This window comes from Rhodoplanes sp. Z2-YC6860, from assembly GCF_001579845.1.
Classification (GTDB): Bacteria; Pseudomonadota; Alphaproteobacteria; order Rhizobiales; family Xanthobacteraceae; genus Z2-YC6860.
Genome location: NZ_CP007440.1, coordinates 439,924 through 452,264 on the forward strand (window position 1 = coordinate 439,924; position 12,341 = coordinate 452,264).

The 12,341-nt window shown below is 62.7% G+C and carries 12 protein-coding genes; 11 read left to right on the plus strand and 1 reads right to left on the minus strand.

Features of this window, described 5'->3' with window-relative positions; translation table 11 throughout:
• Window positions 1-59 precede the first annotated feature (59 nt).
• The 3 genes from RHPLAN_RS02030 to RHPLAN_RS38080 all read left to right on the plus strand — a co-directional run bounded on the left by RHPLAN_RS02030 (window position 60) and on the right by RHPLAN_RS38080 (window position 2,798).
• Window positions 60-521, plus strand: a complete 462-nt coding sequence (locus tag RHPLAN_RS02030; protein WP_068013384.1) for a RidA family protein — start codon at window positions 60-62, stop codon at window positions 519-521.
• Window positions 522-580: 59 nt separating this feature from the next.
• On the plus strand, window positions 581-1,759 hold the full coding sequence (locus RHPLAN_RS02035; RefSeq protein ID WP_068013386.1) for a M24 family metallopeptidase: 1,179 nt from the start codon (window positions 581-583) through the stop codon (window positions 1,757-1,759).
• Between the two features lie 90 nt (window positions 1,760-1,849).
• Window positions 1,850-2,798, plus strand: a protein-coding gene (locus RHPLAN_RS38080) for an IS630 family transposase (RefSeq protein ID WP_157099989.1) whose coding sequence is annotated in 2 segments (ribosomal slippage) — window positions 1,850-2,185 and window positions 2,187-2,798 — 948 coding nt in all. Because the reading frame shifts where the segments join, the coding sequence is not laid out codon by codon here.
• Between the two features lie 133 nt (window positions 2,799-2,931).
• Here the strand turns inward: RHPLAN_RS38080 and RHPLAN_RS02050 are convergent.
• Entirely contained in the window at window positions 2,932-3,594 is a 663-nt protein-coding gene (locus RHPLAN_RS02050) for a carboxymuconolactone decarboxylase family protein (protein WP_068013388.1), read from the minus strand.
• Between the two features lie 387 nt (window positions 3,595-3,981).
• Between RHPLAN_RS02050 and cpaB the strand changes: the two genes are divergently transcribed.
• The 8 genes from cpaB (at window position 3,982) to RHPLAN_RS02090 (ending at window position 12,254) form a co-directional block, all read left to right on the plus strand.
• A complete protein-coding gene (gene cpaB, locus RHPLAN_RS02055; RefSeq protein ID WP_157100002.1) occupies window positions 3,982-4,860 on the plus strand; it encodes a Flp pilus assembly protein CpaB in 879 nt (292 codons plus the stop codon).
• A gap of 49 nt (window positions 4,861-4,909) precedes the next feature.
• On the plus strand, window positions 4,910-6,472 hold the full coding sequence (locus tag RHPLAN_RS02060) for a type II and III secretion system protein family protein (RefSeq protein ID WP_068013391.1): 1,563 nt from the start codon (window positions 4,910-4,912) through the stop codon (window positions 6,470-6,472).
• Window positions 6,473-6,479: 7 nt separating this feature from the next.
• A complete protein-coding gene (locus RHPLAN_RS02065) occupies window positions 6,480-6,830 on the plus strand; it encodes a hypothetical protein (protein WP_068013393.1) in 351 nt (116 codons plus the stop codon).
• Window positions 6,831-6,868: 38 nt separating this feature from the next.
• Window positions 6,869-8,080, plus strand: a complete 1,212-nt coding sequence (locus RHPLAN_RS02070) for a CpaE/TadZ family protein (protein ID WP_157100003.1) — start codon at window positions 6,869-6,871, stop codon at window positions 8,078-8,080.
• Between the two features lie 45 nt (window positions 8,081-8,125).
• Window positions 8,126-9,571, plus strand: a complete 1,446-nt coding sequence (locus RHPLAN_RS02075) for a TadA family conjugal transfer-associated ATPase (RefSeq protein ID WP_068013395.1) — start codon at window positions 8,126-8,128, stop codon at window positions 9,569-9,571.
• Window positions 9,568-10,542, plus strand: coding sequence for a type II secretion system F family protein (locus RHPLAN_RS02080; protein ID WP_198164676.1), 975 nt, complete (start codon window positions 9,568-9,570; stop codon window positions 10,540-10,542). The genes RHPLAN_RS02075 and RHPLAN_RS02080 overlap by 4 nt, the downstream gene beginning before the upstream one ends.
• 15 nt (window positions 10,543-10,557) lie before the next feature.
• Complete coding sequence (locus tag RHPLAN_RS02085) at window positions 10,558-11,508, plus strand: type II secretion system F family protein (protein ID WP_068013396.1); 951 nt, start codon at window positions 10,558-10,560, stop codon at window positions 11,506-11,508.
• Window positions 11,509-11,633: 125 nt separating this feature from the next.
• On the plus strand, window positions 11,634-12,254 hold the full coding sequence (locus tag RHPLAN_RS02090) for a tetratricopeptide repeat protein (protein ID WP_084244167.1): 621 nt from the start codon (window positions 11,634-11,636) through the stop codon (window positions 12,252-12,254).
• Window positions 12,255-12,341: the final 87 nt, after the last annotated feature.

The window sequence follows — 12,341 nt, forward strand, 5'->3', positions numbered from 1 at the left end:
ATCAAGCTAGTTAGGCCGTACCCGGTTGCCACGCTCGCTGCAAGCCACGGAGGCGCGTCATGAACGTCAGCACCAAGCCAGATTCCACCTTCAAGCTCGAAGCCGTGCACCCCGATCCCTCACAGGCGCACAAGATGCCCTATGCGCCGGCGATCAAGATCGTCGGCGCCTGCGACCTGATGTTCCTCTCGGGCGCCACCGCTTCGCCGCTGTATCACAACCATCCGCATCAGGATCACGAGCACATTCATCCGCATTCCATCGAGGATCAGACCCGGAATGCGATGGACGCCATCAAGTCGATCCTCGACTCGGTCGGAGCGAGCTGGAAGGACGTCATCAAGGTGACGAAGTATCTCACCGACTTCCGGGAGGCTGACGCCATGCACAAAACCATGCATGCCTATTTCGGCGACTGGCTGCCGGCCTCGACGACGGTGTGCATCAACCAGCTGTCATCGCCCGGCGCACGCATCGAACTCGATATGATCGTCGCGCTGCCGAAATCGGCTTCGAAGTAGTCCATTTCATCTCGGTCTCCGTAAGGGTCCCGGACGTGTGTTCGGGGCACGAGGATTTCATGCTCGATCTTGCTCCGCATCTCCGCCCTCTGCTCGACGCCGATATCCCGCGTTTCTCGACGGGTGAAATGAAGCGCCGCCGCGATCTGGTTGCGGCCGCCATGACTGAGGCGGGCGCCGATCATCTGGTGTTCTGCGGTTACAACCGTGCGGGCTCCGCGGTGCAATGGCTGACGCATTGGCCGGTCACCAACGAGGCGCTGGGTGTGTTTACCCCGGGTCTGCCGGACGCGCTGTTTGTGCAATACGTCAACCATGCGCCGCTCGCGCGGCGATTTGCCGAAGCTGCCGAGACCGTCGAATGGGGCGGCGACGCATCGATCCGCAAGGTGATCGAGGTGTTGGAGAAACGCGGCGCGAAGTCCGGTCGCGTGGCGGTCATCGGGCAGATGCCTTTCGAGCAGCATGGCGCGCTCGTGGAAAAGTTCGGCAGGATCATCAGCCTCAACCGCGTCTACCAGCGGCTTCGCGCCGTGAAGTCCGCGGAAGAGCTCGACTGGTTGCGTATCGGTGCGGCGATGAGCGACGCCGGTATGGCGGCGCTGCGCGACGCGATCAAGCCCGGCGTCACCGAACGGCAGCTGGGCGACGCCATCGAGCGCGCCTATGTGCCCCACGGCGGCACCACAAACATCCATTATATCGGCACGACCTCGATGCACGATTCTCAGATCGGCGTGCCGCGGCAACATGCGTCGAATCGCAAGGTGCAGAGAGGCGACGTGGTGGTGTCCGAGATCACCGCGTTGTTTTTGGACCACGGCGGCCAGGTGCTGCGAAGCTTCGCGGTCGGCGAGGAGCCGACGCCGCTTTATCGCGAGCTGCACGCTGCGGCTGACGCGGCGCTCGATGCGATCTTCGCGGTGCTGAAGGCCGGCACCACACCCGCCCAGGTGATCGCGGCCTCAAACGTCATCGAGAACGCGGGCTTCACCATCATCGACGATCTGGTGCACGGTTATGGCGGCGGCTATCTGCGGCCGATCCTCGGCTCGAAGAGCCGTCCCGCAGGGCCTGTTCCCGAGGAGCCGTTCCAGGCTGGCCAGACCATCGTGGTGCAGCCCAACGTGGTGACGCCCGACCGAAAGGCCGGCGTGCAGACCGGTCAGCTCATCGTTATCACCGAGACGGGCGTCGAAAGCCTGCAGAAATTCCCGCGCGGGTTTGCCAAGGTCTAGAGCGGTTCACTTCTTTTCTGAATCGCTGGGGATTCCGCTGGGCTTCGAATTGTGATTCAAGCTGCTGGCTGGGTTGGAGGCCAGCAGCTCATGACCCGACCTCTGTCCAATGATCTGCGTGAGCGTGTCGTTGCGGCGGTGCGGAACGGTGAGAGCTGCCGGACGGTGGCTTCGCGGTTCGGCGTGGCGGTGTCGTCGGTGGTGAAGTGGTCTCAGCGCTATCGGACGACTGGCTCAGTGTCGCCGAGCAAGATGGGTGGATATCGCAAGCCGGTGCTCGATCCGCATCGGGCCTTCATCCTGGAGCGCATCAGACAGACCCCGCATCTGACCCTGCATGGGCTGAAGGACGAACTTGCCGCGCGTGGGGTAAAGGTCTCGCACAATGCCGTGTGGCTGTTCCTGCGGCGCGAAGACCTGCGGTTCAAAAAAAACACTGTTCGCGCTTGAACAGGCCCGGGCCGACATCGCCCGCAGACGAAAGCGCTGGCGATCCTGGCAGGCCGGTCTCGATCCACGGCGTTTGGTCTTCATCGACGAAACCTGGATCAAGACCAGCATGGCCCCACTGCGCGGATGGGGACGCAAGGGCGATCGCCTGCGAGCTTACGCGCCGCATGGTCATTGGCGGACGCTGACCTTCCTCGGCGCGCTCCGCCACGACGGCCTCACAGCCCCTTGCGTGTTCGATGGCCCGATCAACGGCGAGTGCTTCCGAGCCTATGTCCAGCAGCAACTCGTTCCCGCACTGAAGGCCGGCGATATTGTCGTCATGGACAACCTCGGAAGCCACAAGGCTGCCGTGCTGCGACAGATCATAAGAGCAGCCGGAGCCAGGCTCTGGTACCTGCCGCCCTACTCGCCGGACCTCAATCCGATCGAGCAGGCCTTCGCCAAGATCAAACATTGGATGCGCATGGCTCAAAGGCGCACCATCGACGATGTCTGGCGCCAAATCGGCAGCCTCGTCACAACCATAGGCCCCCGCGAATGCAGCAACTACTTCGCAAACGCCGGATACGCTTCCGTCAAATTGTGAACCGCTCTAGCACCCGGTCATTCCGGGGCCGCACGAAGTGCGGAACCCGGAATCCAGAAACATCGGGGCTTCCTCTTTGTCTGGATTCCGGGTTCGCGCTGACGCGCGCCCCGGAATGACGGAGGCTGACGGCCTACTCCGCCGCTGCGGTTTGCGGCTTCGGCGTGCTCTTGGCCCAGTAGTCCGGCTGCGCCTTGGACTTCTTCAACGCATCTTCGGTTTCGAAACCAGGCGCCATCGAGCCATCGAGGCCAGCCAGGATCTGATGATGCTCGATGTTGAGGGTGCGCAGCCAACGCTGCTGCCCCATCGTCAGCGCGATGAAGTAGCCGATCTCGACCAGCTCCGGTTCGCTGAAGTGCTTGTGCAGCCGGGCCCAGAATTTGTCGTCGACCGGCAGGTCCCAGGTGATGGCCTCGGCGTACGACAGCGCGGCCTTCTGCTTGTCATCGTAGCGTGTCGAGGTCTCGAAGTTGATCAGGTCCTTGACGTGATCCTCGATCACCTCGCCGGCATTGGCGGCCTTGATCGAGCGCTGGTTGCCGCAGAATTCGCACAGCACCGAACGCGACACGTAGAGCCGGCAAAGCTCTTTAACGCCGTGATCGGCGACGCCGGTGTGGAATACGTCGCGCCAGGAATTCGCGAACGACCAGAACACCGCGGGCACATGGGCGCGGATCGCCTGGCTTTCGGGCCGCGGCGTGCCGTAGGTGCGGCAGCGCTCCAGCTCCGCAAGCATCGCGGCGTCTTTCATGGTCTTGGGATCGATATAGCTGATGTATGGCTTGCTCATGAGACCGGCCTTTTGTTTTTGCCCGGCGGGGCATGCTTAATCGCCGTTAGGCATAGTGCCGCAACGGGCAGGTCCATTCAACAATATGCATTGCCGCGCCCGATATGGGCGTGAGCCCAACGGTCACGATGGTTACGATTGGCTTGCGGGGCTCGATGAGAGCAGCCCGAAAACATCCGGCTGCGATTAAGGTTTCTCGTTTCTTTGCGAGTTGCGCATTCAATTCAAATGCAAATTCGCGCTCTCAGCTTTCATAAAGAATATCGCTTCAAGCAATCTTCATCATAGCGGGATTTGCGGAATTCACTTCACCAATCCGATACCTCCGACTTCGATATTGCCTCTGAAGAGAACGCAAGAACTCAGGCGTCAATCAGGGGAACTGCTGTGCGGAAAAGCACAATCGTCATGATCGCCTTCGCCGTGATGTTCGGCCTGCTGGCGGTGTTCGTGGCGCAGACTTGGCTCAACAGTGCTGCTGAGCAGCGCATGCGGAGCCTTGAGGCCGCCAACAGCAAGAAGCCCGTCGCGACGCGCACCATTGTAGTGGCGGCGAAGCCACTGCGCTTCGGCAACGAGGTGACGGCGGACGCCCTGCGCGAAGTGTCGTGGCCGGAGGGTTCGCTGACCAGCGGCACCTTCGCCAAGATCAATGACATTGTCGGCGGCGGCAAGCGCGTGGCGCTCAGCGCCATCGAGCCGGATGAGCCGGTGCTGAGCAGCAAAATCACCGGCCCGGGCCAGCGCGCGACGCTGTCAGCGATGATCCGCGACGGACTGAAAGCCGTGACCATTCGCGTCAACGATGTCGACGGCGTCGGCGGTTTCGTGCTCCCCGGCGATCATGTTGATGTGTCGCTGACCCGGCAGATCGACAAAGGCAACGCCACATCGGAGGTCGTGCTTCAGAACGTGCGTGTGCTGGGCATCGATCAGATGGCCGACGAGCGCATGGACAAGCCCGCGGTGGTCAAGTCGGTGACGCTCGAGGTCGATGTGACGGGCGCGCAGAAGCTCTCGCTCGCGGCCTCGGTCGGCAGTCTGTCGCTCATGCTGCGCAGGGCCGGCGAGGCTGAAAGCCAGTTTTCGCGGCGCATCACGCTGAACGATCTCAGTGGCGCGAGCACGCCGGTCGCAAAGGAGCGCAAGGGCGGTTCCGGGCTTGCGACCGTCGCGGTGCGTCGCGCATCGACGCGAGAGGAATACAGCGTACCGATCGAAGGAATGACTGTGAATCTGCACGCCACTGCTGATGGGGATCAGTAGCGGAGTGAAACCGGACGACGGGGAAGGCCAAAACAAAATGGGTGGGGTTATGGGTGTCAAATCGAGAAAGGTCCTGCGCACACTGTTCGCCGCAGCAATCCTGGCGGCCTTCGGTGCGATGAGCGCCAACGAGGCGATGGCCGAGCGGTCGATCCAGATCGGCCAGGCCAAGCGCACCGCGACCGTGACGGTCTACATCGGCAAGACCGAGGACGTGCGCACGGATACGAGCTTCGTCGAGTTGCAGGTCGGCGATCCTGAGGTGGCCGACGTCAATCCGTTGACTGACCGCTCGCTGTCCATTCTCGGCAAAAAGAACGGCACGACACGCGTTTCCGCCTATGCGGAAGGCAAGAAGCTGATCGGCGTGTTCGACGTCGAGGTGGCCTACGACACCTCGCTGGTCAACTCCGAGATTCAGCGCCGCTTTCCGAATGCGCGGCTCCGCGTCACGTCCGTCAACGGTCGGCTGATGCTGTCCGGCACCTCGCCCGACGGCCCGACGGTCGACAAGGCGATGAATATCGCCAAGCAGTTCGGCTCGGACATCATCAACACGGTCGATGTGATGTCGCCGCAGCAGGTGATGCTCGAGGTGCGCTTTGTCGAGGCGAATCGGACCGCGGGCCGCGATCTCGGCGTCCAGTGGAATGTGTTCGGCTCGCGCAACCTGATGAATATCGGCAATCGTACGCCGACCAACCAGCTTCCTATCACGAACACCGGCAACGACCTGTTTCATCAGCCCGGCGTCACAGCCGGCGGTACAAACGTTGGAAGCTCTGGGATCTCCATCTCGCCGGTTACGGTCGCTGGCGTGCTGTCGGGCACTGCGCCCTTCGGCGTGATGGTCAGCAAGATGCTGGCCGGCGGCCTGGAGATCGACGCTATCGTCAATGCGCTGGAGCAGAAGGGCGTGGCCCGCTCGCTCGCCGAGCCCAACCTCGTCGCATTGTCGGGCGACACCGCGAGCTTCCTCGCCGGTGGCGAATATCCGGTTCCGGTGCCGGGCGCGCTCGGCCAGGTCACCATCGACTACAAGCGCTACGGCGTTGGTCTGGCTTTCACGCCGACCGTGCTCGGCGGCGGTCTGATCAACCTCAAGATCGAACCTGAGGTCAGCCAGCTCGACATCACCCATCCGGTGACCGTCGCAGGCATCTCGGTGCCGCCGCTGATCGTGCGCCGCGCCTCGACCACGGTAGAGCTGCGCGACGGCCAGAGCTTCGTGATCGGCGGCCTGCTCCAGAGCAACGGGCAGAACGCGATCGAGCAGCTTCCCTGGCTCGGCGATGTGCCGGTGCTGGGCGCGTTGTTCCGCAGCACGTCATATCAGAAGAACGAGACCGACCTGGCGATCATCGTTACGCCGCGCTTGGTGCGTGCGGCGCGTCCTGGCGATGTGATCAAGACGCCTCTCGATTCGACGCTGCCGCCGAACGATGTCGATCTGTTCCTGATGGGCAAGACCGAGATCCCGCGGTCGACGGCGCGCCTGGCCGAAGGCGTGGCGGTGCGCGAATTCGCGGGCCACGTGCTCGATCTGCCCAAATATTCCTCGAAAGAGAATTCTTCGACAGGAGGCGCCCGTGTGCTCTCGGTCCGCAACTAAGGCGCTGATGCGAGGCCTGCTGCTCGGCACGACGCTGGGCCTAACGCTTGGCGGCTGCTCCGACCTCTACTTCGACCGCCGCGACACCATCTCGCTCGTGTCGGGCGAGGCGATGGCGTCCAACCGGGCGACGATGGCGATCGATCCGTGGCCTGTGGCGAGCGGCCGTAACAACGTCGCTTACAACGGCGAGAAAGCGCAGGTCGCATCCGAACGTTATCGCACCGGCCGCGTGATCCCACCGGTCAACGCCACGACCAGTTCGGCGGTCTACAGCCACGCAGCGCAGCAGGCGCAGTCCACGGCCAACAGCCAGGCTTCATCGGCGCCGAACAGCAGCACCAACGGAACCAAGTAACTGCCCGGCGGGCAAAAAACTAAGAAACGGATTAACCAATGAACAGGGTGTCGAGCGGCGCGAGCAGAACCTGCGTGGCGGTGTTGACCGCGGACGCCGCGTTCGAGCAGTCGCTGCGTGCAACCTTCGGTACCGGCGGACAGATCGAGCTGCGCGTCATCTCCGGCTCGATTTCGACCGCCGCGGATTTAGTCACCGACGATCTCACCGTCGTCATCGTTGATCTCGATGCCGGCCGGCCCGAGGAGATGCAAGCGCTGGAGCGGCTGATGCTGCGCGCCAGCCTGCCGCCCGTGGTGGTGGTTGCGCAGAACTTCGATGCCGACGTCGCGCGCAGTCTGCTGCAGATACGGGTCGCAGACTTTCTGGTTAAACCGGTTCAGCCGGTGGAGCTGGTACGGACTTGCGCCCGTGTGGCGCGTTCCAAGGGCGCCGAAACGACAGAGGCGCAGATCTACACCTTCATTCCGGCAGTGGGCGGCGCGGGCGTCACCACCCTGGCGATTCAGACGGCGCTCTTGCTCCTCAACAGCGGCCAGCGTTCGCGGCCGAGCACCTGCCTGGTCGATCTCGATTTTCAGCACGGCGCTTGTGCCGACTATCTCGATCTCGAGCCGCGCCTCGAGCTGAAGGAGATCGAGCATAGGCCGGAGCGGCTCGACCGCCAGCTTCTCGAAATCATGCTGTCGCATCATTCCTCCGGCCTGGAGGTGATCGCCGCGCCGAACCGGCCGGCCGAGATGCGCTCGTTCGATCCCGACATGGTGACGCGGCTGCTTGATCTCGTGTCATCGCATTTCGACTACGTCGTCATCGACATGCCGCGCACATGGTTCTCCTGGACCGACAGCGTACTGCTCGGAACCAACAAGCTGTTCATCGTCAGCGAAATGACGGTGCCGAGCCTCAAGCAGGCGAGAGGGCTGGTCGGCGCAATCCGCGAGCGGCTCGGCGACGGCCCGCAGCCGCAGGTGATCGTAAACCGCTTCGAGCAGCGCATGTTCGAAGCTGGATTGAAGAAATCGGATGTCGAACAGGCGCTCGGCGATGACTTCGCCGGCACCGTGCCGAACAACTATCGGCTGGTGCGCGAGGCCATCGATCGCGGCGTGCCGATCGACGAGGTCAAGCCGGGCAACAACATCTCGGTTCAGCTCAAGAAGCTGATGATTCCGCAGCAGGCCGCGAAGGCGGCTTCTGCTGACGCGCAAGGGTTGATGAAAAGACTGTCGCTGTCGATTGCGAAATAAGCGCCGTTGAAGGCGCGGCACTTCTGACCACGGATAGATGTCATCATGGTTGGCCGCTTTACCGCCCGACGAAGTTTTGCTCCCGAACCGGCGCCGGCGGTGATGGCGCCGCTGGTACCTGTGGCCGAGCCCGCGCCGCGGGAGGAGGAAACGACGCCATCGTTACTGACCATGTCCGAGCCGGTCAAGGTGCCGGCCGAGCCCGCCAACCCGTTGCACTCCGATAAATATCTCGATGCCAAGGTGCGGCTGCACCGGAGGCTGATCGAGGAGATCAACCTGTCGGCGCTGGAAAAGCTGCCAGAGGACGAGATGCGGGCGCATATCCAGCAGCTCGTCACGCAATACACCGTCAAGGAGCGGCTTGCGCTCAACGCCTACGAACTCAACGAGTTCGTCTCGGAAATCCTCGACGAAATGACGGGTTTGGGCCCGCTCGAGCCGCTTCTCAAGGATCCGAGCATCAGCGACATCCTGATCAACGGACACGAGGCCACGTTCGTGGAACGCGGCGGCCTGTTGGAACCGATCGCCTGCCGCTTCAAGGACGAGGCTCACCTTCTCAGAATCATCAACAAGATCGTCTCGGCCGTCGGCCGCCGTGTCGATGAATCACACCCGCTCTGCGACGCGCGTCTGCTCGACGGCTCGCGCGTCAACGTCGCGGTGCGGCCCATCGGCGTCGACGGCCCGCTGGTCTCGATCCGCAAGTTCTCCAAGAAGCCTTTCAATCTGAGCAAGCTCGTCGACATCGGCGCGCTCAAGCCGCCGATGGCGGAGCTTCTGGCCGCCGCTGTGAAGTCGCGCATCACCACGATCATCTCAGGCGGCACCGGTTCCGGCAAAACCACGATGCTGAATGCGCTCTCGGCTTTCATTTCCGAGAAGGAGCGCCTGATCACCATCGAGGACGCGGCGGAGCTGCAGCTTCAGCAGCCGCATGTGGCCCGCATGGAGACGCGGCCGCCGAACATCGAGGGCAAGGGCGAGATCCGCCAGCGCGAGCTCGTCAAGAACGCGCTGCGTATGCGTCCCGAGCGCATCATCCTCGGCGAGTGCCGCGGCGAGGAAGCTTTCGACATGCTGCAGGCCATGAACACCGGCCACGAGGGCTCGATGGCCACCATCCACGCCAACAATCCGCGCGAGGCGGTCTCGCGCCTCGAGCAGCTCGTCGGCATGGCCGGCCTGCCGATGACGATCCCCTCGATCCGCGGCCAGATCGCCGCGGCGGTGCGCATGATCGTGCAGCTCCAGCGCATGTCCGACGGCAAGCGTCGCGTCACCTCCGTCGCCGAGATCACCGGCATGGAAGGCGATATCGTGCAGATGCAGGAAATCTACAAATACGTGCGAACCAGCACGGCAGAAGACGGCAGCGTGGAAGGCCATTTCGTCGCGACCGGCGTGCGGCCGCGCTTCCTCGGCGAGCTCGCGGCGCGCGGCATCAAGATTCCCGGCAGCTACTTCGATCCGAGCAAGCCGCTATGAGCATGCTGACGGATATCAGCCCGGTCTACATGGTCTACCTGCTCGTGGCGCTGGCCGCGGGCCTGTTCGTCGAGGGTCTCTATCTGCTGGTCGTCCCGGCGCGGTCGTATCGCAAGAACGTCAACCGGCGTCTCAAGCTGATGGACAACCAGCCGAACCGCGAGACGATCCTGGTGCAGCTTCGTCGCGAGCGTGGACTGACCAGCGGCGGCGATTATCGTTTGCCGCTCGTGTCGCTCAATCGGTTGATCCTTCAGTCGGGGCTCTCCATTGGTATCGGAAAGTTCGCGATCTACAGCGGCGTGTTCGCGTTGATCGTGTTCGCTGCGCTGATGGTGATTCGCGGCGATCTTGTTGAGGCATGGGGCGGCGGCTTGTTCTGCTGCACCTTGTTGCCGCTGTTGGTGTTGAAGTTCAAGCGTGGCCGCCGCCAGAAACGGTTCGGCGCGCAGTTCCCGGACGCGCTCGATATCATCGTGCGAAGCCTGAGAGCCGGCCATCCGGTTCCGATCGCCATCAACATGGTGGCGCGCGAAATGGCCGATCCGATCGGCAGCGAGTTCGGCACCGTGGCCGACGAGATCACCTATGGAGCCGATCTCGAGACCGCGATGCGCAACCTTTATTTCCGCATCGGACAGGAAGATCTGCCGCTGTTCGTGACCGCAGTAGCGATCCAGAGCTCGACCGGCGGCAATCTCGGCGAAATTCTTGAAAACCTGTCGGGCGTGATCCGGCAGCGGTTCAAGATGCGGCGAAAAATCCGCGCGCTCGCCTCGGAAGGTCGCGCGTCAGCGATGATTCTGTCGTCGCTGCCGATCGTCATATTCCTGCTGGTTCAACTGGTCACGCCGGATTTCTATGCGAGCGTCTGGCACGAAAGCCTGACCAAACTCGCGCTTGCCGGAGCTGGAGCCTGGATGGGCATCGGGAACCTGATCATGTTCCGCATGGTCAACTTCAAGATCTGACCGGGACGTCGATTCATGGACGCAGTGGACCTCTTCCTGGCAGACGGCAACTCCACCCTGGTGGCGGTTCTGGTGTTTCTGGCCGCCGGCACTTTGGCCTTCAGCGTGATGGCTGTGATCCGCGTCCAGGGTGCGGTGAGGCGGCGCGCCGCCACCATCAGCCGCGGCGATTTCAATGCGCCGCCCGGCGCACGCTCGCTGCGCCACTCCAGCGCGAAGGCTGCGCAACGCGTCATCGATTACACCAGCAAGCACTATTCGACCGGCAACAGCGAGGAGGCCAAGGTGCTTCGCCGCCGGCTGATCCAGGCCGGCATCTACGATCAGCAGGCCGTGGCCTATTTCTTCCTTGGCCGGACCGGGCTCGCCGTTGGACTTGCGATACTCGCGTTCTTCTTCCTGCCGATCGAGCAAGGCACGACGCCGTACTGGCTGCTCATCGTCGCTGCCGGCGTCGCCGGCTATCTCGCGCCAAGCCTCTATATCGACAATCGCATCAAGAAGCGGAAGGCCGAACACCAGTCCGGCTTCCCGGATTTCATGGATCTCCTGGTGGTCTGCGCCGATGCGGGGCTGAGCATGGAGGCCTCACTCGATCGCGTCGGGCGAGAGCTTGGCGATTCCTATCCGTCACTCACCGCCAACATCCACATGGCCTGTCTCGAAATCCGCGCCGGCCGCACCATGAGCGAGGCACTGGAGCATCTTGGCGATCGGCTCGGAATCGAGGAGGCGCGATCGTTCTCGACGCTGATCCAGCAGTCGGAGGAACTCGGCTCAAGCATCACCGACGCACTGCGGGTCTATTCCGACGACATGCGTCACAAGCGGCTCTCGCGCGCCGAGGAGAAGGCTTACAGCCTTCCCGCCAAGCTCGCGGTGCCGATGATGCTCTGCATTTTTCCGGTGCTGTTTGTGGTCATCCTCTTGCCGGTGTTCGTGAAGCTGTACCTCGGCAACTATTAGGGACGCCGTTGCAGTTCGCTTATTCCGAAGCGATTTCAAATATTTAATAAAAGACTTAGGGCCGCGTTCAGCACAGCGAAATCTTAACCATCCTGCCCTAGCTTCGGTCCATCCGGAGCGTGTTGATGCGTATCAGAGTGGGTCGGGTTGCGTGCGCGGCCGCGTGTCTGTTGTGGCTCGCGGGCTGCGAGACCACATCCACGACCAATCCCCTGACCAAGCTCTCCGACAGTCTACCGTCACTGTCCGGCTCAAAGGCCGCCGCCGACAACGACACCACCGGCTCGGTCGACAAGCCGCCGGGCGAGCAAAGCGGCGGGTTCAGCAATCTCGGCACACCGCCGCCGCTCACGCCCGAGCTGTTGGGTTCGGACCCGAATGACGATCTGGCGATTGGCAAGAAATACTATCGTCAGGGCAGCTACGGGCTCGCCGAGCGGCACTTCCGCAAGGCAGTGGAACTCCATCCCCGCGACGCCGAATCCTGGGTCGGCCTGGCCGCGGCCTACGATCAGTTGCGCCGTTTCGATCTCGCTGACCGCGCTTATGCGCAAGTGATCAAGCTGATCGGCGAGACGCCCGAGGTCATGAACAATCTCGGCTATTCCTACATGCTGCGCAGCGACTATCGCCGTGCCCGCGCCACCCTGCTCGCCGCACGCGCCAAAGCACCGAACGATCCGCATGTCTCGGCCAACCTGAAGATGCTCGATCAGGCCGAGCGCAAGACCAAGGGCATCAATTAAATTCCGTCCATCTGGACGGCTGGTGGATGCGGGGTCGATTGCGACTCGCGGACTGGGCCCCCAATATTGTCGGGAGAGGCCGGAGTT